The sequence below is a fragment of the Arthrobacter sp. ERGS1:01 genome (genome assembly GCF_001281315.1).
Classification (GTDB): domain Bacteria; phylum Actinomycetota; class Actinomycetes; order Actinomycetales; family Micrococcaceae; genus Specibacter.
The window spans coordinates 2,119,177-2,139,183 of the sequence record NZ_CP012479.1 but is presented as its reverse complement, the minus strand read 5'-3'; the positions used below and the strand labels follow the sequence as shown (position 1 = coordinate 2,139,183).

At 60.1% G+C, this 20,007-nt stretch carries 14 protein-coding genes and 2 pseudogenes; 5 read left to right on the top strand and 11 right to left on the bottom strand.

Going from position 1 to position 20,007, the window contains the following annotated elements:
- Positions 1-202 precede the first annotated feature (202 nt).
- The 6 genes from AL755_RS23260 to AL755_RS24300 all read right to left on the bottom strand — a co-directional run bounded on the left by AL755_RS23260 (position 203) and on the right by AL755_RS24300 (position 7,331).
- On the bottom strand, positions 203-760 hold the full coding sequence (locus AL755_RS23260; RefSeq protein ID WP_150117123.1) for a hypothetical protein: 558 nt from the start codon (positions 758-760) through the stop codon (positions 203-205).
- 235 nt (positions 761-995) lie between these two features.
- Positions 996-1,628, bottom strand: coding sequence for a hypothetical protein (locus tag AL755_RS13630; protein WP_054011473.1), 633 nt, complete (start codon positions 1,626-1,628; stop codon positions 996-998).
- A gap of 359 nt (positions 1,629-1,987) precedes the next feature.
- Positions 1,988-2,314: a hypothetical protein gene (locus AL755_RS13625; protein ID WP_150117122.1), complete on the bottom strand. Its 327-nt coding sequence runs from the start codon at positions 2,312-2,314 to the stop codon at positions 1,988-1,990.
- A 346-nt stretch (positions 2,315-2,660) separates the two neighbouring features.
- The gene (locus AL755_RS13620; protein ID WP_054011471.1) at positions 2,661-3,203 is read right to left on the bottom strand and encodes a GrpB family protein; all 543 of its coding nucleotides are present in this window, start codon (positions 3,201-3,203) and stop codon (positions 2,661-2,663) included.
- Between the two features lie 94 nt (positions 3,204-3,297).
- Positions 3,298-3,738 carry a hypothetical protein gene (locus tag AL755_RS13615; protein ID WP_054011470.1) on the bottom strand — a complete coding sequence of 147 codons (441 nt, stop codon included), beginning with the start codon at positions 3,736-3,738 and terminating at the stop codon, positions 3,298-3,300.
- Positions 3,739-4,490: 752 nt separating this feature from the next.
- The gene (locus tag AL755_RS24300; RefSeq protein WP_160318907.1) at positions 4,491-7,331 is read right to left on the bottom strand and encodes an RHS repeat-associated core domain-containing protein; all 2,841 of its coding nucleotides are present in this window, start codon (positions 7,329-7,331) and stop codon (positions 4,491-4,493) included.
- A 918-nt stretch (positions 7,332-8,249) separates the two neighbouring features.
- Here AL755_RS24300 and AL755_RS13595 point away from each other — a divergent pair.
- The gene (locus tag AL755_RS13595) at positions 8,250-8,990 is read left to right on the top strand and encodes a hypothetical protein (RefSeq protein ID WP_150117121.1); all 741 of its coding nucleotides are present in this window, start codon (positions 8,250-8,252) and stop codon (positions 8,988-8,990) included.
- 122 nt (positions 8,991-9,112) lie between these two features.
- On the top strand, positions 9,113-9,355 hold the full coding sequence (locus AL755_RS13590) for a hypothetical protein (RefSeq protein ID WP_054011465.1): 243 nt from the start codon (positions 9,113-9,115) through the stop codon (positions 9,353-9,355).
- Between the two features lie 506 nt (positions 9,356-9,861).
- Here AL755_RS13590 and AL755_RS13585 read toward each other — a convergent pair.
- Together AL755_RS13585 and AL755_RS13580 are read right to left on the bottom strand one after the other, a co-directional pair.
- Positions 9,862-10,809, bottom strand: a complete 948-nt coding sequence (locus AL755_RS13585; RefSeq protein WP_054011464.1) for a ferritin-like domain-containing protein — start codon at positions 10,807-10,809, stop codon at positions 9,862-9,864.
- A 1,192-nt stretch (positions 10,810-12,001) separates the two neighbouring features.
- Positions 12,002-12,964 (bottom strand): annotated as a pseudogene (locus AL755_RS13580) (IS481 family transposase).
- Positions 12,965-13,406: 442 nt separating this feature from the next.
- Between AL755_RS13580 and AL755_RS13570 the strand changes: the two are divergent.
- Both AL755_RS13570 and AL755_RS24080 read left to right on the top strand, forming a co-directional pair.
- Complete coding sequence (locus AL755_RS13570) at positions 13,407-13,970, top strand: DUF6328 family protein (protein WP_107503852.1); 564 nt, start codon at positions 13,407-13,409, stop codon at positions 13,968-13,970.
- Between the two features lie 217 nt (positions 13,971-14,187).
- Positions 14,188-15,335 (top strand): annotated as a pseudogene (locus tag AL755_RS24080) (NRAMP family divalent metal transporter).
- A 186-nt stretch (positions 15,336-15,521) separates the two neighbouring features.
- Here AL755_RS24080 and AL755_RS13545 read toward each other — a convergent pair.
- Entirely contained in the window at positions 15,522-16,112 is a 591-nt protein-coding gene (locus tag AL755_RS13545; RefSeq protein WP_054011458.1) for a YciE/YciF ferroxidase family protein, read from the bottom strand.
- Positions 16,113-16,435: 323 nt separating this feature from the next.
- On the opposite strand from AL755_RS13545, the gene AL755_RS13540 reads away from it, so the two are divergent.
- The gene (locus AL755_RS13540; protein WP_054011457.1) at positions 16,436-17,044 is read left to right on the top strand and encodes a flavodoxin family protein; all 609 of its coding nucleotides are present in this window, start codon (positions 16,436-16,438) and stop codon (positions 17,042-17,044) included.
- A gap of 68 nt (positions 17,045-17,112) precedes the next feature.
- Here AL755_RS13540 and AL755_RS13535 read toward each other — a convergent pair whose 3' ends face one another.
- On the bottom strand, positions 17,113-17,922 hold the full coding sequence (locus AL755_RS13535) for a GAF and ANTAR domain-containing protein (protein WP_160318905.1): 810 nt from the start codon (positions 17,920-17,922) through the stop codon (positions 17,113-17,115).
- Between the two features lie 1,087 nt (positions 17,923-19,009).
- On the bottom strand, positions 19,010-19,891 hold the full coding sequence (locus tag AL755_RS13530; RefSeq protein WP_054011455.1) for an alpha/beta fold hydrolase: 882 nt from the start codon (positions 19,889-19,891) through the stop codon (positions 19,010-19,012).
- Positions 19,892-20,007: the final 116 nt, after the last annotated feature.

The following is a 20,007-nucleotide window of genomic DNA, read 5'->3' as shown; positions in this document are numbered from 1 at the left end:
CGTGCACCCGTTGGAACTGTCGACGTGACTTTGCCCCTCCCGCGAGGGGACGGCCCTCGGGATACCGAACCATCAGACCCACGATGTTAACCACCAGAGATAGCTCGTTTCACAGGGGAGCGTCCTGCGGGACACCTGTTTACTTGAGGGCTGATTGGTCGTCATTGCCTAGGATGCAGCATGACTGCTTCGGTTGCTTGGGTCATGGTTGCTCTGGTGTGTTGTGACTTGGCTTTGTTCCGGCTAGGGATGATTCGATCGTGTCCAGTGAGTTTTCTTGGCCGGCGATTTCCAGCGGGCCCTCGCTTGTTTCTAGGGGAAGGACGATGGTGTTCGTTCCAAAGCGATTGAATTTCTCCCATTTGGTGGCAGGCAGCCGCGGACCAGCGCTGGGATGGACTTTGAGGGTGAAGGGCGTGCCCCGTGCTATGAGCGTCCCGCCCAAAGTCGGATGAATTGTTAGGGCACCGATGTCGGGGGCTATGAGGACTGATTTCCACTTCCGAAATCGATTTCCCGCTGGGGCTGCTGGGCGACGAATGAAACGGGATACCTGCCCTTGTGCGGAAGTTCGCGCTATGGATTTCCGGCGTCGGCGGAAAATGACCAGGCAGACCAGACTCATCCAGGCGAGCCAAATAATCGTTGACAACCCTGCTACCTCGAGAGGCTCTCCCGACAGACATAGATAGCCAAAAAATGCGCCACCGGTACCAATGGCGTATAGAGCCAGATACCACCGACGTTTATTCTTGGTCATGCCTGAGTCTATGGGCTGAGGGGCAAACTAGACAGGACCCACAGTCGCTGCCTAAGAACTACACCGACGCCGGTCCCACTGATCAAATGAAGAGTGCGTGAAGGATCCACCGGCTATCTGCCCGGACCTCGCTTCCCATAGGCGGAACGATCACTGGGACGGGTTCGGGCCTCTTTGCCGCCACACGGCCGGGTGGCGGACATGGCTTGCCGAGCATTGGCGTTTTGGAAGCGGATCAGAAGGCCGGGGTGGTCGTCAGAAATCGGCCGGCCCGCCGGAAGTCGCGGATCAGAAACACCATCCCGGTTATCGTTGCGGCCACCGCTGCCAGCATGAGCCAGGCAAGGGGTGCTGCCTGCCCGGCCCAGTTCGCCGTTAGGGAAGCGAACAAGAACAAGTTGCTGGGCATCAGGAGAAATAGTCTGGCCAGGCCCTTGCGCTGCTGAACGGCGCCCGCCCGGGCGACCGAAAGGTGTTCTCTGTCGATAGGGGCCTTTCCTGCGATCTGGCGGTTGATCTGTTTCCGCTCCTCGCTCTCCAACGGAAACAGAATGTCGCCGCTAGGTAAGCGTGCTGCAGGTGACACCTTCTTGGCGTTGTAGATTAGCCCGCCAATGACGGTGCCGGCCGCTGCAAGGACTAATCCCAAAGCCAGATACTGGGGCCAGGCCGACGGGTTGCCTCGGAATAGCAGCAGGCCGAGCGCAGTTCCGGCCACGATCAAGACAAGCACGCCGGCCGGGAAGTACCGGATATAGTAGGTTCTTACTGCCTGGCCTAAGCCAAGGTCTTTGACATCCTGGGCATTTCTCATGGCCCGCGACCAACGGTCATTGGACTCTGCCAAGAGATCATCAAGCCCGCTCATCGTCTTCTTCCCAAGAATTCCGTCAAGGCCGGCCCTGCCAAGGGATCGACGCCGGAAACAGCTGGGCCGATGTTCATATCCTGACCCATTCTCTCCGGTGTGCCAATGATCCTGGTTTACAACTTCCTGCGGAGGCCACCGGCCCGGCTTACTCGATTGTCACTCGTCTGGGAAGTTGTGAATGAATTTCGGGTCAGGGCATACCCACATCAAGTGTCCTGATGAACTTGGCAATGGACCTTTAACTGATTGCTCCGAGTCCGTAGGGGAACCGTCTAAAGGACACATTCACCTCCGAAGGTTGGCTTGAGTGGGTCGGGGCGGCCACTCAAGATCTCCGGCAGTTCAACGGGTGGCAACTATGCATCGCCTTTGGCGACGAGTGCCCAGATTCCCGCTTCCGCTTCGCCTTGGACATCAACGCTGAGGCCTCCAGCCAGTGCAATTTGCTGGACCCCGGTGATCTTCTTGGTCCCCGCAGTGCAGTCGACTTCAGTCTTTGTCCCAGAATCGAGGGTGAGCGTGACGCCACCTTCGGGGACTTGGCAGGTGAAGTAGACAGTGAAGGGTCCCTTGCCGGAGACGTCTGGGAAGCTTACTCGGTTCGGTACCTCTGAAATGTCACCGCCAGTAGCCACTAGCCTGGCGCCCGCAGCAGACTCGGTAGACGTTTGCAGGGCTTCCATCAAAGCCACACTATTCGTTTCCTGCGCACTGGCGGCATCGGCTGATTGTGTGTCGTCAGGAGCCGGAGTCCCGATACAACCGGTCAATGCGAGTACCAAGCAGGCCACGCCAGCAATCGCGATTCGTGAAAGTATCAACTGCAAATTCCCCCAAATTCCGTTCTCAGCCTAACTGTCAACCAAGGCTACGCGACCCCGGGCACCTCACATGGCCGCGAGTGGGCAGCTTCAACTGGCCGCTAACATTCGCGAAAGTGTCGCCCGCGCACCGCAAACCGAACGCTCTGCGGTACTGGCTCATTGGATCGACGTGTCCCATTCAATTGCTACCACCGACGCACACGTCTTAGGGGCGATTGTTCAGCTCGTAGATCTGCTGCTTCTCCTCAGCCGTGAGGTCCGAGGCCGCCAGCACGTCCTGAAGTACTTCAGACTTCCCTGCTACGTAGCGAGACATTTCCATTTCCGAATCGCTCGCGAGTTGCCTCTTCACTTGTGCATAGCGGTTTCGGAGCTCAGAATCCTGGCGGAGTGTGTTGCGCACTGCCAGGTGGTTACGAACGTGCAAGGTGTTTTCGACGCCGACGTACACGTGGCGAACTGGGTCCTGATCGGGTGCGATGAATGCCTCACGGTCGGTCACACCCAGGTCTCCCTCGTGGGCATAGCCGGCCGCTGTGAGTGCGGTGATCGCGGCATTCACATCCTCGCGACGCACAATAATGTCGACATCGAGGACCGGCTTCGCAAAAAGCCCCGGAACCGCGGTGGAACCGACGTGCTCGATCGCGACCACGGGCACACTTTGCAGCCATGACCGAAGTTCGTCAGCAAGGTCGTCAAACTGCTTTGCCCAGTCTGACGAATAGGGCACCACTTCAATATTCATCGGTCAAGGCTACAACAAAGCAATCCACGTGCTTCGCAGCCAACAAACCGGTCGGTTGCTGGTCCCATAACCGGAACGATGAACGGGACATATTTTAAGATTGCAGGCCGTCAGGGTGCTGCGTGGTTACCCTCTTGGCCAGTTCCACGACCGTCGCGCTCATTTCGTCCGATAGCTTTAGCACGTCGTACATGCCTGTAACCGTCCGGTCCCCACTGCAGGCGGTAATGCTGGTCCCGCCGTCGATTTCATCGACCCGAAACTGGACGCCGGTCACGGATTTCAGGTGAGGGGCGGCATCCTTGTGGAACCAAGCCCCACCTGTCCAGTCGCGCCCGATTTTGACCCACATGTCTTGGCCAACCGTCGTTGTGCTGAGCCCCGTCTGATCGAACTCCCGACTCAGGGATGCCAGGGCCGCGGCGAAGGGCAAAGCGGTGGTCCATTGTTCGGATTTCTTGAACCGCTCTCCAAGGGCTCTGAACTGCAGCAGAATCCATAATCCAACCATGCTGGGCCACAAAGCGGTCGTCACAAGGGCCTCCGGTACAGCCGCAAATCCGAAGGCGACGGCGGCAACGCCGAACGCGGCAATGACGGCTAGGCCGTGTGCACATAGATCCGCCTAAAACCCCTAGATTACGCCTGAGGGCACCTTCAGGAGTACCAGGCCTAGATCCTGTTTTGTGGTCGAGATGCGCGCATGGCCAATGTCCGTGCCAGAACTGTGCCGAAAGTTTATTTCGTTCGTCGGCATGAGAAGCGTCTTCTGGTAAAGCTTTTTGGGCTGGACAAGTTACCCGGAATCCTGGCACCTTTGGTGGCGGGGACGCGGCCCCGGCCGACGGCACCTCTTCCGATGATGTGGAACGGTTTGTTCTTGAGTGGGCGGGTAAAGCAGGAGAGGAGCCTGACCTTGAAGCGATCCATTTTTACGTCAAGTTCGAGCAGAGACTATATCTGGGCGGCTCATTCGGGCTGATGCGGTTGTTCTTCTTGGTCGTCGTCAGAGATCGAGCCACCGTCAAGAGAGTTTTCTCCCGGTGGTGGACCATCTCGAACTTCGCCGAAACCTCCATACTTTCGTTCAGAGTCCTGATCCCATCTTCTTCGTCTCTTTCCATAGAGGCCTGACACTGTCGCCGCAACAACGAGCATGAGAGTGATAAGCAGGGCTCCATTCCCTCCCCAAATTACTGTTGCAATTGTGACACCGATTACATAGACGACTGCAATCAGAATGTAGCCCGACCGTTTGCTCATTAAGAGACCTCATTTCTCCTGTTTTCAACCATTCAAGAATCCCAAACCTCCTGTGAGAATCCCGCCAACAGCGCCCCCAATTGCCCCGTTTATTACATCACCCTGAACACCAGTACTACTATCCCCGTTGAGGATACCTGCAGTTCCCGCTCCAATTCCGCCGCCGACAGCTCCGCCGAGGGCTCCGACAGCAAGCACACAACCGACCCCTGCGGATGCCGCACACAGTCCGGCGAAAAGGGTTCCTCCAATAATTGCACCTGCCGCGATACCGAGGACATCTCCAATTGTGATTGATCCGAGTGGGTCTGCGAGGTTGATGGGGTTGTTGGCGGCGTAGGCGTAGCGGTTGGCGTTGGCGGGGTTCAGGGGTGTGTCGAGGGTGTCTTGTTGGGTGAAGCGTCCGGTGGTGGGGTCGTAGTAGCGGGCCCCGTATTTGACCCAGCCGGTGGTGCGGTCTTGGGTGCCTTGTTTGAAGAGGTAGGGGTTTTGGGGGACGCCGTTGCCGCCGGCGGTTTGGGTGAGGGTGGGGACGCCATAGGGGTCGTAGCTGTAGGTGAAGCCGGGGTAGGCGGCGGTGGTGGTGACTCCGATCGGGTTTCCGGTGCCGTCGTTGACGTACAAGGATTGCAGGCCGGAGGAGGTGCGGAGCATGAGGGGTTCGCCGGTGACGGGGTCGTGTTCGATGTAGGCGGTATTCGCGTTCTCGTGGACTTGTTCAATGATGGGTAGGCCCTGGGCATCGGTGCGCCCGTAGGTGTAGGAGTAGGTCGCGGTGGGGGTGGTTTGGGCCAGGAGTTCGTTTTGGGAGGCGCCGGCGTAGCTGTAGGTGTAGGTGGTGCCGGCCTTCGTGGTGGTGGCGAGTTGGGAGGCCCCGTTGTAGGTGTAGCTCCCGTTGGGGTCTTTGGTGAGGTTCCCTGTCCCGTTGTAGGTGTAGCTGGTGTTGGTGATTTGGTTGCCGGCGTTGACGGTGAAGGACTGGTTGGTGGTGGTGGCCCCGGTGGTGGTGGTGGTGGCCCCGGTGGTGGTGGCGGTGAGTCGGTTCCCGCGGGAGTCGTAGCTGTAGTTGTAGGTGATGGCGGGGGTGGTGCCGCCGGTGGTGGCGGCTTTGGTGAGCCGGTTCGCCCCGTCATAGCTGTAGGCGGTCACGGAGCCGGTGAGGTTGTCTTTGGCCCATTGGATATTGGCCCGGTCCGCACTGGCCGTCGTCGGACACGACGGGGCGGTGGAACCGAAAGCGTGACAGTAGGAAATATCCAGGACGGTGGTGTTGGAGCTGTTGCCGGTACCTTGGGCGGCGGTGGTGCGGGAGACCCGCCCGGTGGTGTCGTAGTCGGTGTGGGTGTGCGCGGACCAGACGGTGTGGGCGGGGTTGGTTTGTAACCAGGTATCGGTGCGCCGGCCCCGGTCATCGGTAGCAAATCCCAAGGTCCCGGCGTTCGGGACACCGCCAAGGTTTTGCAGGTACGTCAACGAGGTGGGTGTCCCGGAGTCGTCATAGGCGTAGCTGGTGGTGCCACGGGTGTCGGTGGTCGAGGCCAGGTTCGAGGCCAGGTCGTAGGCGTAGGCGATGGTGCCCCCTCCGGCGGTGTTGACCCGGGAAGTCAACCGACCCATCTGGTCATAACTGTAGGTGGTGGTCCCGGCCCCGTCGGTGCGGGTCAGGATCTGCCCGTTCTCGTTATACGTGTACCCGATGGACGGGGTTGTGTCGGAGAACATGGTCCCGGCCAATCGGCCCACGGCGTCGTAGCTGTAAGTCAAGGTCGTCCCGGCACCAGTGGTCTGGGTGGATAGCCGTCCCCATTGGTCGTAGCTGGAGGATTGGGCGTTAAGGGAGGACCCGGTCACCGGTGTGACCGTGGTCAACTCATGGTTGCCGTTATAGCCGTAGAGGGTTTTGTTGGCCCCGTTGCCGGGCGCCAACGCGGTGGCCACGGTGCCATCGGTGTTGTACGTCAGCGTCGCGGTCGCGGCGAGTGAGTCAGAGGAGGTCAGGGCGTTTCCGGCCCCGTCAAAGGTGAACAGCGAGGTGTCCCCGGCGTCACTGGTGGAGGAGGTCGGTAAATACTTCGTCGACGCGGCGGTGTTTCCGTAGGCGAACTGGGCGGTGGCCCCGCCGGGGGCTTGGGACTGGGTCAGGGATTGGCCCGTGTTCGCCCCGAAGGTGTTCGTCGTGGTCCCGGCCGTGGTGCCGGTGCCCTGGGTCGTGGTGAGGGTGTCGAAGTCCGCTGTGTAGGTTCCGGCGCGGGCCCGACTCATCGGATCTGTCGCCGCTAACACTCTGCCCGTGGTCGATAGTGTGTAGGTGGTGTGCGGGCCGGTCGCGACAGCAACACTTTGGTTGGTATTCGGGCCGGCCAGCAGGGTTTGGGAGCTCGAGGGGTAGGTCAGACGGGTGATCGAATCCCCGGGCGAGCCGGCAGAACCATTGACTTGTTTGATCGTGGTGACACGGCCGGTGCTGTCGTAGCTGAGGTTCGTGACCCCGCCGGCCGGGGAAGTAATCGTGGTGACGCGATTGGCGGTGTAGCCGAAGGTCGTGGTCTTTCCGGCCAGGTCCGTGAATCCGGTCAGGTTCTGCGACCCGTCCCGGGCGAACGATACCGACCGGTTAGAGGCCCCGGAGGTTTGGGAAATCGAGTTCAACAACCCGCTCGTGGAATCGTAACCGAGGTTCGCGACCCTGGCCCCGGCCACACCCTTCGTTGAGGTCACAACACGGGGCCGCCCGGAGGTCCAGATGATCGTGGTGGGGTTACTGTTGCGGTCGGTGATCTTCGTGGTTCTCCCGTCCGTATCGAACGTCACCACACTCGCACTCGTCCGCGAGGTCAGGATCCAGCCTGTGGTGCCTGTCTTCACCAGATCGGCTTTCACCCCGACAGGGGAGGTGTACGCCGTCGTTGAACCCGTCACCGGGGTGAACAGGGCCGAGTATCCATCCCCGGAGGTAAAGAGCACCCCGGTCGGGGCTGTGGAGAGGGACCCGGCCGAGCCTAGGGCCAGGGTCCAGCGGGGGCGACCAGCCCGGCGGTACCGGTGTCGGCGGAGAGGGAATTGAAACTCATCCCCAACCCCACAGTGCCGCTCACCCCCGGCAACGACAGAGCGCTCACGGCCAAGGCGAGGTTGCCGGTCCCGACGTCGATGGAGCCACTGACTTGGTCACTGATTTGCACCGGCAACCGGGTGGCTCCCGGGCGGGCACCCAACAACCCCAGAGTGGACACATCCCCCGTCGGTAACGCGGCGAATGACGGGGCGGCAGAGCCTAGGCCCACCGCCAACACCAACCCCAAGGTCACCGTACTGGCCAGGGAGGTTCGCCCCACCCACCTCCACCGCCCGGGGTAAGAGCCCCGCTTCATCGAATCCGGCATGACTTGTGGCTGGCGCAACGTCTTCATTGACATCATGGTCCCCTCAAACCCAGGCAAAGTGATGGGCTATGTCTACGCCCACTTCCACCAATTTGGCAAGGATCACAAAACGAAAGCCGGTCCGGCAGACCAATCCGGTCCGTGGATTCAGGATCCGCCCCCCGTGCTCGTTCATCCCGGAAACAACAGGCAAACCCTGGACCTTTTTGGCCCTGCCATCAGGAACGCGCCAGCCGTTGAGGGATGGGACCGGAGCGCGTCATCGGGCGGGGGAGGGGCCAGGATCTACGGGTGCATGGTTTTGACGTCAGGGCACGGGGGGTCTGGGCAAAGGTGGAAAAGAAGCCTAGGGTAACAATCACTGGGGTCCGCTGGTCACTTCTTCTGATTGGGGCATGACATGAATACCCGTTTGGCACCCTATGGACTTGTTTTTGCCGCGGCACTGGCGCTGACCGGCTGCGGCAACGCTGGGACGGCCGGATCTCCTGCATCGACCGCCATGGCAGGAAGCGCGACCACAGCCTCGGCAATGCCGTCGGCTTCCGCGACCGCGAAGACCTACACGGACACGGAGCTCGCGTCGCTGATTTCCTCGTTGAAGGATCCTGCGGGGCAGGCGTTTACGGTGATCCCGGCCGCCCAAATCGATCAGGGATTGCAGGTGGCACGGCAATTGCTGAAAACCGCGACGATTACCCCGAAGGCGTGTGGGGTGCTGGCGACTAACAATTCCCAGGTCCCCGAGGGTAGCAGCTATGCGGCCGGCAATAGTCTCTCCGCGGCTGATAAGACCAGCATTAGTGTCACCGTATTCGCGGTCAAGGATGCTTCCTCCCTGTCCGAGCAGCTGACGGCAAGTCAGAAGGCCGCGTCGCAGTGCTCCACGGTGACTATCACGGTCGCTGGGAAGAAGACCACCTCCAAAGTCACCCCGGTCCCAGTAACCACTACCGGGGACACCTCGCTGGGTTCGTTGGCCAGCGAGACAGCCCCGACCGGGCAGAAAGTTACCGCTCTCACCGTGACCGCTATCAAGGGCAATCTCGCCGTCACGGTCGTTAAGACCGGGGCTGCGATCACCCCGGCCGCCAGCGGTGAACTCGTCAAACTCGTGGACACCGTCCTCGCCAAGCAATAGCGTCCACGTCGGTATCATTCCCGGCCGTGGGCACGAATCCGAATTTTGCAGCCGCGTCCGTCGTGGCCTAACCTGTGGATTCAGGCCCACAGGGGCCCAGAACTTATTGGGGGAAGAAACACATGGCTGACATAGCAACGGTCCTGGCAGCGCTGAGGGTCGAAGAACTCATCGAAATCAAAGCACTCGGGCCCAAAGGGCACCTGGGTCGGCATCTCATTGATGCTCTTGACCGGGCCGCCGGTGGACCAGGTGCCGGGCGGGGTTTCTACATCCTCGATGGCACCGTTAACCACACCGGCGGACAAAACTATATCCTCCGCAACGACGTGAGCGAACAGATCTTCCAGGCCGAGACCGCCTAGAACAAGACTGGCAACGCAGGACAGGAGGGCCCTTCCCCGGAGCCGGGGGAAGGCCCTCACCCGTCCACGGCTGGGCCTAGATTGTGGCGGCTACGCCTTGTAGAAGGGGTGCCGTCTCGGTTGAGGGCAGGGAGTGGTTACAGGGGGTGGATGTTCTCAGCCCGGGGGCCTTGCTGGTTCTGCCCCAACGACCGGTACCCGCTCCTAGGAAAGGCCATCTAGTAGGAACAAAGCACGCAGACATGTACTCGTGGGAGAAGGAGACGTATTCCTCCTCAGCGTTGGGCAAACTAGCAATGTCTGGTGTGAAGACTGTGTTCCCTCGTCCGACTGAACTCTTCCGCAATGATCTTGCGTCGGCGGCGCAGCGCTATCTGCGGTCGGGCATGGAGGGGTGAGACTCGGCGGGCGGGCCTATGTGGTCAGGGCTGGAGGCGACGACGGGTGCACCGTCTCCGATTTCCCGGAGGCGGTGCACCCGTGGTGGCTTGTTTTCGTGGGGCGGTTTAGTCGTCACCGTCGCGGTCGTTGTCTCCGCTGGTGTTGATGGTGCCGTTGACGCCTTGGGGGAAGAACCCGCCGGAGCGGACCTTCTCGCCGGTCAGGTAGACGATGTTTAGTACTTGGGCGGTGGTGCGTCCGAAGGCGATGCCGTTGGCGTCGGTGGGGACCAGGTTCGCCATGCCGTTGAGCACGATGGGCTGATCGTCGTCGGTGCGGCCGTCGACGGCGTCCCTGAGGTTGGAGATGTTCACCGTTGGTGCGGCAAGGCCCATCTCCAACAGGGTGCTGCGGATGATGCCTGCATGGTAGGCTTCCACGGCGAGGATCCCCGCAGCGGCGTCCAGGTAGGTCTTGTTGGTGACCAGGGGTGCGGCGCCCTTGTAGGCGGTGACGCCAACGTCTTCGAAGACGAAGGCTCCGAGGAGGAAGTTTTGTTCGTTCGCGTAGACGTTGAATTTTTCTCCCTTCTTGATTAACCCGGCGGCGATGGCGGCCGCGGTGAAGCTGTCATCGATGTTGATGCTCGGGCGGGAAACCGCGACCGATCCGAGGGCACCGCGCAGGAAGGCGACATGGGACTTTTCGTCGCTAGCGATTTCGGTGGCGATCTGGCGGATCCGCCGTGTCTTGAAGGGAACAGCGTGGCCGCCATCGACGTGCCCGCGGCGTCCGGTCCCTGTTGTGAGGTTCTCGGGGAGACCGTGTCCAGTGACCGCTCGGAGATAAAACTCGGCTTCGAGGTATTCCAGGTTCAGCGCGAAATTCAAGATAGAGGCGTCACTGGGACCCTTGGAGGGGGCGGCATCGGCGGCGCTAGCGGTGGCTGCTGCCAGGGCGGCAATCCCGAATCCGGCTCCCGTGAGTCCAGCCACCCGGAAGAAATTGCGTCGATCGGAGGGCGTTTCAGCACTACGGGAAATGGCTTCGGCAATGAATTTTTGGTCAAACATTATCGGTCTCCAAACGTTGGGATATCGCTATGGATAGTGCCGAGACCGTGACCCAAACGTTACACCCGGACCTTAGGGCAGGGGAAGGCAATCCAGGAATATTCCGGCCACCCACTGGTATCCCGTTGCTTTCAGCCAGTCGCACTCACCCGCGATTGAGCGCTGCATTCCAGCCTGCAGAGAGTTGGATTCACCCGCAGGTTGCGGTGATGAGTGCCCCCAAACCGCAAATACTTGCCGCCGTTGCCAGCAATTCATCACGGTAGGTTTCTGGACATTCCAGCCACTCGGCCAGAAACATCGGGCAAGCAAGCAGTGAGAATTCACGAGACCGACGGGCGACAGTCACCCGCCCGTCGATAGACCGACGCCATGACCATTACCCACTTGTTGGACCACTTCCACGTCCCAGTGCCAGGTCTTCAGTCATTAGAAGATTTCGCGGTCGCTTGGACCAAATTTTGGGGTGCAGCGGACCTGCGATCCGGCCCGACTGCGACAGACGAAAGCCTCTACCAGGCAGCCTTAATCAGCAAAGCGGTGGCGGCGATGGCATCGCCAAAGGCTGCGCAGATCGGGCTAATCTATTTCGATCAGGACGTCAACACCATCTTGAAGAGTTGGAGACTTCAGGATGAGCAGTTAGGCTCGGGAGCGTCCGCCGATCGGATACTCATGAGTCACACCTCCGGCATCGGAGACGGCACTAGCCTTCAAGGGTTTCTACCGGGCAAACCGCTGTTGACAGTTCAATTAATCCTTGAGGGGCTGGACAGATCGATGGCTGTAGTCCTTCCAGGGACAGGGCGTCGGTGTAGCGGATCGACGTGTACTGGCTGCCCGCGTCCGAATGATGAAGCAGCCCGTCCGGGACAGGCCGGCCTGCGTGTTGGCGCCGCCACAGTGCCATACGCACGCACTGTTCCACGAACGCTTTGTCCTTGATCGTGGAGGTCTCCGGTCCACAATGGCACACGAGTGCAGATCAATGAGCAAGACAACATATACAAACCCGGGGTAGACCAGGATATTCGTTGCTGTGGTTGGCCAAATCGGCACTGCTGCACTTGCTCGTCGGCCCTCTAATCATCAACAAGTTGTCGATGCAAGGGGTCCAAACCGCCTTGATTATTGGATTCTGCGGCGACGAGACCGTCCATCATCAGCCTGACGTACCCGTTGGCTAAGTGTATTACCCATGAAGGTTGGGTACGCGGTCTGCTGGTGTGAGGCCTTTGAGTGAGGTGTGTCCTCGTTGATGATTGTAGTAGTGCAGCCAGTCGGGGAATGCTGCGACTCTCTCGGTCTCTGAGCGGTAGGGTTTCGCGTAGGCCCATTCCTCGAGCAGGGTGCGGTTGAAGCGTTCGACTTTGCCGTTGGTTTGGGGCCGGTAGGGGCGGGTGCGTTTGTGGGTGATGTCTGTTCCCAGGGCGTCGGCGAAGGTATGGGAGCGGTAGCAGGAACCGTTGTCCGTCAGGACCCGTTGCACGGTAATCCCGGCACTGGTTGAAGTAGTTGTTGGCGCGTTCCCAGAACCCGGCCGCAGTTTCCTTCTTCTCATCGGTGAGGATTTCGGTGTAGGCCAGTCGGGAGTGGTCATCGACTTCCGTTATGCAGGTACGCGTAGCCGGGCTTGCGGTTGGCTTCCGTGCGGGTCTTGTTCCGTTTCCCCGCGGCTTTGCCGAGGACTTTGTGGCCGCCACCGTCCGGGATGCGCCCGAGTTTCTTGATATCGACGTGGATTAGGTCCCCGGGAGCGGGGTGTTCATAGCGGCGGATCACCCGTCCGGTGGCCCGGTCCAGCCAGGAAAGTTTCGCTAACCCGTACCGGGCCAGCACGTTATAGACCGTGGAGGGGTGCAAGCCCAGCAGGTAGGCGATCCTGGCCGGGCCCCAGCGCCGGTTCACTCGCACCCCAATAATCCTTCGCTCGATACGCTCCGGAGTACGTCGCGGAGAGTTCTTGGGTCGGGAGGAACGATCGGCCATGCCGGCCTCACCGTGTTCCCTGAAGCGGGCCGCCCACCGCGCCGCGGTCGTCGCCGAGACCTGAAAACGCTCCGCGGCCCGACGCACGGGCCACCCGTCCTCCACAACGCACCGAGCCAGCATCAGCCGGCCCCTCGGAGCCAAAACTAGCGTTAACATGGGACATGAAGAAAACCTCCGGGCTGAGTAAATGGATCTCTAGACAAGTTCCACCTCACCCAGAGGTCTTCTTTTTGTCACTCAGCCACGCCGCACGCCACTAACGTCCCGGGGTAATACAGCTAAGCCTCGGGGATCCTGCTAAACGAGGTGGCGTCCGGACTTATCTGAATGCTTCTCGTCACACCCACTCAACGGGAGGAGAAGATTGCAAACGTTAGTCAGGATGCGCCCTGGTACGGGCCGGACAGGCTGCCGATCTGGCGGGCACTTGAGTTTCCGGAACGGTCGCTGGCGCTGCAGGCGGACGCTACCTGGGATGGGGAATGCTCCGGATGCGGGGCGATTTTCGGGCTGCTCCGGTAGTTCGCGCGTATAATTACTGGAGGTTTAGTACCAAGCCTGTGAATGCCGTTCCGCTCTTCGGAACACATCGAATAGAGGCCCTCATGGCCCGGCTGATCCACGATGACTTTGAAAACTCTGTCCACGTGCCACAGGATTCCCCGTCTCGGGGTGGAATTGACGCCGGGGACGGGCGCCATGAAACTCGCAACGAACAGCGCGACCGGAACTGGGATGACCTGCTGCAGGAATTGCGGGTGATGCAAACCGGAACTCAGATTATTGCCGGATTCCTGCTCACGCTGCCGTTTCAGCAGCGCTTTGCTTTCCTTCCCACTCCAGCAGTGGTCTTGTACCTGTCTCTGGTGATTGTTGCGGCCGGGGCGACGGGCTTGATGCTTGTTCCCGTGGCGGTACATCGTGAACTGTTTGGGCTAAGAATCAAGGAGCGCTTGGTGGTCGCCGGGCACCGTGTGGTGCAAACCGTGCTGTGGCTGGTCGGCACCTTGGTGGCGGGAGGTGCCGGCTTGATCTTCTACGTGGTTCTCGGTGCGCTGGCGGCGGCACTCGTCATGGGATTGCTGATTATTGGCCTCGTGTTCGCACTAATCGTGTATCCGAGGCTGTTGCGTTCGATGGGACGGGACAAAGAGGGGACCTTGTCATGAGCGGGATCCGCGTGCCGGACACACATGACGAGGTGGGAACGGCGGACGATCAGCCTGCGACCCAGTCCCGGTCCGGGCACAGGAATCCTCTGCTGCGCTTCCTCAAGATTTTGGGGCCGGGTGTGGTGACGGGAGCGGCCGACGATGATCCCTCGGAATTGCCACATATTCGCAAGCCGGCGCCGCCTACGGAAACGGCCTGCTCTGGACAGTTCCGGTGACGATGCCGATGATGATGGCCGTCCAGGAGATTTGCGACCGAATGGCTTTGGCCACAGGGGACAGCGTAGGGGCGCTCATTCGGCGCAAGTTCACCCTCGGTTTCAGGATCGAGATCGGGGTGCTGGTGGTGGCGCTGATTGCGGCAAATTGCCTGAATCTGGCAGCGGATCTGAACGCCATCGGTCTGGGCATGACACTTTTGAGGGCTGGCCCGGGCTTCTTCAGGACAGCGATCGCCTGCGTCGGCACCATTGTGGCCGTAGCTTTTGGCTCCTTTGAATGGATCGGGCGGACTTTCAAACGGCTGTGCCTGGGGCTCCTGATCTATGTAGGTTTCCTATTCGTCTCAGGCGTCAATTAGGCCGACGTCGGCCGTGGCCTGCTGGGGTTGCAATTCCAGCTCTCGCTGGCGTACTTGGGGCTGATAGTGGCCGTGTTGAGCACCACGATTTCCCCGTGCATGTTCTTCTGGCAGTCGGCCCGACGTATCGAGGAACTCCGTGTCGAATCCAGGGAAGGCGACATGGCACCGGCATTGAAGAACCGGCCCCGCAGGGAGGCCGATCGTACGTTGCGCAATGGCCGGGTCGACGTCTTCCCGGGAATGGTGTTCAGCGCTCTGGTCATGTTCGCCATCATCGCTTCATCCGCGGCGACCCTAGGCACACAACACAAGACAGTCAGCAGCGTCGCCGATGCGGCCCAGGCCCTAGAGCCCGTGGCGGGTAGCTATGCTGGAACCCTTTTCGCGCTAGGCTTCATCGCTCCGGAATGCTTGCGGTTCCCGTCCTTGCAGCCTCCGGCGTCGTTGGACTCATGGGACTGTTGAACAAGAACTGGAGATTGGATCGCAAACCAAGTAAAGCTCCAGCGTTCTATTCACTGCTTGGGGCCGGAATGGTCCTTGGCACGGTCCTCGCCGTCATCGATACCAACCCCATCGGGCTGCTAGTTCTTAGCGCAGTGGTCAATGCCACCACGGCCGGACCGTTCCTGATCATCATGATGCTCATTTCACGGGACCGGAAAATCATGGGCAAATACCGCAATCGCGCGCTCTCCACCATCCTGGGCTGGGCAACCACGGCCGTCATGTGCGTGGCGGGCGTCTACGGGATCTGGTTCACCGTCACGGGCGGCTGACTGGCAGGGGTCCCGCACCGCACTGAGCAGTCCGGCCGGCCGACCGGACCCCGCTGCCAGTCCCTGATCCACACGGATGGGTCTCCCCGCCCGGGCGTAGGGAGTTCGCGGCGCCCAGACGTCACTACTGGGGTCTGTGGTGGCCTTCAACTTCCAGCTGCCCCAAGTCCAAATGCTCGATTGGAGCTAGATGCTGGACGGCGGAAGGAAGGGCGGGACCCCTGCGGGGGCGATCCCACCGAGTCCGTCAAAACCTGTTGCCGCATCCGGGGAGTCCGTTTCCTCGACGGCGACTCCCGCGTGTGCAATCGATGTCGCGGCCTTCTTGATCTTGTCAATGGCGGCCTGTTCCTGGTCCAGGTTTGCCCGCAACAGGGCCACCACCTCCGATGCACCCCGGGCGTCGGCGTGGGTGATCAATGTTTCGTAGACGGCCGTTTCGTAGTGCTCGGTCTCGAGGGCGCCGGCGAGCACCACGGCATCGAGGAGGCTGTCGTCGGTCTTGGCGATGGATGACTTGCCTTCTTTGGCCAAGCCCTTGGTGGTGGGCGAGGGGGAATCGTTCACGTCTTCGCCGAGCAATTCGAAGCACTTCTTGAGGTTTTCAATTTGCTGGCGGGTTTCCGCTGCGTGTTCCTGGAACAGCGTTTTGAGTTCGCTGCGCTGGGCCGTCGTCTCCAACTCGCCGAGCATTTCCAAAGAGTCGTACTCCATGGTCAGTGCTGAGCCGAGCTTGTAGCTGAAAATTTCTTCGGGCGTGGTGAAATGTTCAAACATGGGGGTCCTCCACAATGGTTGGATGGTTGTGGAGCGGGCAGCTACCGGAAGGGTAGTCGTGATGACTGGCAACCGATGGTGATCTGGACACTCCGCACACGCCGATGGCTGCTTCATCTGCTGTTTCCGACTCTAGACCTTTGAATCCGAAGAAGCTACGGGCCGTCTCGCCGGCTGCCGGCAATGAGTGCGGGGACAAGCAGTCGACAGCCTCCGATGTGGAAGTGGGCCGGTGGCGCTGCCCGGTCATGCGTGGTGTACTGCAATAGAGGCACAATAACGCGATAGACCCCCAATACCCCTATTTCACCGGGAACGGACTTATGACCGATCTTTCAGCTCTCGCCATTATTTGCACGCTTTCCCCATCACCGGCGGCATCCAGTAGTGAACTGCTCGCGCAGCATGTGTTGGGTGAACTTGAAAGCCACGGAGTCGCCACATCTTCACTTCGTGTGGTGGATCACAACGTCAAGCGGGGCGTGCTTGTGGATATGGGCGATGGCGACGCTTGGCCCTCCATCAGGGAGCAAATCCTTGCCGCGGACATCCTGGTGCTGTCCACACCTATCTGGATGGGCCACCCGTGCAGCGTTGCCCAACAGGTCATGGAACGGCTGGATGCCGACCTGTCCGAAACCGACGCCCAAGGCCGCCCCATCATGTACGGCAAAGTCGCGACCGTCGCGGTGGTCGGCAATGAAGACGGGGCCCACAAAACTATCGCTGACATGATGCAGGGCCTCAACGACATTGGATTCACCCTGCCTGCGCAAGGTGGAACCTATTGGGTGGGCGAAGCCATGCAAACCATTGACTACAAGGACCTCGAGAAGGTTCCTGACCTGGTGGCTTCAACCAACGACGGCCTTGCACGCAACGCCGCCCATCTCGCCCGTTTCCTGCGCGAAGACAACTACCCGGCCGCTTGAATGCCGCCCGGTGGGTTAGTTGCCTCCTTAGGCCAGGCCAGGCCAGGCCACGGGTGCAGGCGGGGCGCCTAGCTGTCGAAGTGGGTGGTCACGTTGGTTTTGGTGAGCCAGTTGACGATTTCTTCGGCGATGATCCTGATGTTTTCGTTCCGTGAGGTGGCCGCCTTGCACAGGAGCTCAAGGGCTGTGTCTTGGGGGCAGTGTTGTTGGCCCATGATCACGCCGATGGCGAGGTCCACGACAGTCCGGGCATTCATGGCGTTTTGAAGGTCCTCGGCCTTCTGTTGTTTAACGCCGATCCGGACGGCCAATCGGAGGGCACCTTGTGCCTGCCTGGCGTATTTTTTGGCGCTGGCCGCCATGTCGTCGTCGAAGGCATGCGGGACGGTGGAGTAGAAGCTGATAGACGCCGCTGCCCCGTCGCCCAGTATGAGTGGAACAGCCAGGACGCTGTTAACTCCACGGTCTATGAGTCCTTGGCTGTACAAAGGCCACCTCTGGTCGGTGAGGGCCTCGTGGATAACGATGGTGCGCTCTTGCTTCAAAGCCGCCAAGGATGGGTTCTGTTCCGTGTTATCGAGAAGCTCGTTGAGCAGCTGGGCTCTGGCAGTGTTTCCTGTTCCGGCGAGCGTTCGGTGGCGTTGGTAGAGCATTACGGCACACTCGACGGCGGCGGGCTGGTCCTCGGCGGTGGCCAGGGTTGCGGAGTAGTCGCAGAGTAGGAGGAGGAATTCAGTGAGGTCGGTACTATCGATGACAAGTTCTTGAAGGTGTTCGGCCACCGTGAGGCCCGGGCCCGGTGGCGATTGTTCTTTCGCGGTCTTGCACGGGGCGGGCGTGTTGTTGGGGTGTGTCTGATCGATGGTTGGCGTGGTCATCAACAGTCCTCTAGCCGGCGTGCCGGGGATCGTTCCCGAACGCATGGGGTGGTGTGTTTCCTGCTATCAGCAGGTCCCTTCCCCACCGGAAGATGGGCCATATGGTGACAGGTGTCCGTAGCTTGAACGCCTTCCCCTATTCTATGTTCTCTGGTGGTGACTGGCGCGTTCTATCTTCCTCGAATTTGTCGGGGTATCACGTACCGTGGAGCCGTCATTGAGGCGGGATCCTTGGTCAGGGAACGGTGCTGATGGCGTCGTCGGTCGACAGCGGTTTTGTGGGAAATTGTCACAATCGAGGATGGCCCGAGGCTCCGTGAGGCAAAGGTCGAGATGGCGTGAACAGTAAGCAGAATGATGGCGGCAACGATCGTTGTTTCCAGGAAGACCGGCGGGAGCAGTTCCCCGAATCAATGGGTCGGAATCGACATTTGAAATCCGCAATGGCATCGCAAGACGGAAGTTTCAACCGTCACCGCCGGTGCGTCAGCTAAATCGTCGTCGTCAACTTTCAACGTTGTGTAGTGAAGTTCTCCTGCCAGCATCGGTTCGCCACAGTGAATGTACTTTCCCCCAATTTGCAATACGTTTGACGTGGTAGATGTCGCCGCCAGCAACCTGCCTACGCTCTTAAACGGAGCGTCGTGTGCGTAAAACGATTCGCAAGCCCCGCAGCTGTATTCAATACTGACCTGATCGACGCAACCGGTTGTCATGGGTCCTAAGGACTCCAAAATCAGGCTATCGGGGTTGTGACACTTAGGACAGCTGAGGTCTGGCTCGGGGGCGTCCGGGTTGTCACTGGGAAGATGCAGGGAATCGTTGGCCGTCATCGGAAAGGTCCTCACTGAGCGGACTATAATCAACAAGTGGTGGATTCTTCACACAGCTCTGGCCCTGCCAGTTGATGTTTCCCAGCCCATTGCTTAGGCCGTCGATCAAGTCTGCAGGCCACTCTAGTCGGTTCCGAGTGCTTTGCACAGGAGTCGCACTAACTCCAAGTAGACCTAGGGTGGCCAGGTGTAGAGAATTTCGCGCCGGCCCAAAAGAGTCCGTGATTAATCTACTTGTCAGTTTCACGAACACCTCAATCGTTTCCAAAGAAACGTGCAAGCACATCGGTCAGCGCGTCCGGTGCCTCCTCGGCGATGTGGTGTCCTGAGTCAATGCCGTGTCCTGAGTCAATGCCGTGTCCTCGAACGTCGGGCGCCCAATTGCGCCAGATAGCGAGCGGATCCCCATGCAATCGTTCCAGATCGTCTTGTAAAGACCACAACACCAACAAGGGGTTCTCGACCCTTCGCCCGGCCGACCGGTCGCCCTCTTCGTCGGCGCGGTCGATGTTTAGCCCGGCCCTGTAGTCCTCAAGCATGCCTCGCACCACATCCGGGTTTCGGGTGGCGGCCCGCCATTCGTCGTAGTTTTCGCGGCCCATACTTTCTGCATCGCCGTGGTACCAGCCGTCCGGATCGGCATTGATGACGCGTTCGGGAGTGCTGGGCTTGGCGAAGAAGAACCAGTGCCACCAGCGTGTTGCGAAGTCGACGTTGATTCGCTCGAGATGTTCGACGATCCGCAGGCCGTCCAGCAGAACGACCTTGGTCAGTCTTTGGGGATGATCCAGCGCCAATCGGAAGGCGACGTAACTGCCGCGGTCATGGCCGGCGACTGCAAATTTCTGGATTCCGAGCGTGTCCATCAAGGCCACAAGATCGCGAGCCATCGCGCGTTTTGATGCCGGCGCGTGGTTTATCGCGGCCGCCGGCCCGCATGAGGCACCGTAGCCCCGAAGGCCGGGAACCGCAACGCGAAAGCCGCGAGCGGCTAGAGCGGGCGCGACCCAATGCCAAGTTGAGCCTGTCCGTGGGTGCCCGTGTAAGAGGAGCACTGCGGGCCCGTGCCCGCCGTGGCGCACATGAACAATTCTCTCGCCGACATCAATGTCCTCAACAATGAAATTCTCGAACATGGCACCACTATTCATCCGGGCTCCTGACGGCTCAATCGTCCTCGCCAAGGACAACATGGCCTTGCACATAGACACAGCCACCAAGAATCCCACCGTAAGCGAGCACAACATGTCAA

Excerpts from the sequence above, each read along its gene's own strand:
- AL755_RS13535 (WP_160318905.1), bottom strand. The coding sequence starts at position 17,922 with ATGACCACGCCAACCATCGATCAGACACACCCCAACAACACGCCCGCC.
- AL755_RS13595 (WP_150117121.1), top strand. The coding sequence starts at position 8,250 with ATGAATACCCGTTTGGCACCCTATGGACTTGTTTTTGCCGCGGCACTG.
- AL755_RS13540 (WP_054011457.1), top strand. The coding sequence starts at position 16,436 with ATGACCGATCTTTCAGCTCTCGCCATTATTTGCACGCTTTCCCCATCA.
- AL755_RS13585 (WP_054011464.1), bottom strand. The coding sequence starts at position 10,809 with ATGTTTGACCAAAAATTCATTGCCGAAGCCATTTCCCGTAGTGCTGAA.
- AL755_RS13590 (WP_054011465.1), top strand. The coding sequence starts at position 9,113 with ATGGCTGACATAGCAACGGTCCTGGCAGCGCTGAGGGTCGAAGAACTC.
- AL755_RS23260 (WP_150117123.1), bottom strand. The coding sequence starts at position 760 with ATGACCAAGAATAAACGTCGGTGGTATCTGGCTCTATACGCCATTGGT.
- AL755_RS13625 (WP_150117122.1), bottom strand. The coding sequence starts at position 2,314 with ATGGAAGCCCTGCAAACGTCTACCGAGTCTGCTGCGGGCGCCAGGCTA.
- AL755_RS13530 (WP_054011455.1), bottom strand. The coding sequence starts at position 19,891 with ATGTTCGAGAATTTCATTGTTGAGGACATTGATGTCGGCGAGAGAATT.
- AL755_RS13630 (WP_054011473.1), bottom strand. The coding sequence starts at position 1,628 with ATGAGCGGGCTTGATGATCTCTTGGCAGAGTCCAATGACCGTTGGTCG.
- AL755_RS13570 (WP_107503852.1), top strand. The coding sequence starts at position 13,407 with ATGGCCCGGCTGATCCACGATGACTTTGAAAACTCTGTCCACGTGCCA.
- AL755_RS13620 (WP_054011471.1), bottom strand. The coding sequence starts at position 3,203 with ATGAATATTGAAGTGGTGCCCTATTCGTCAGACTGGGCAAAGCAGTTT.
- AL755_RS13545 (WP_054011458.1), bottom strand. The coding sequence starts at position 16,112 with ATGTTTGAACATTTCACCACGCCCGAAGAAATTTTCAGCTACAAGCTC.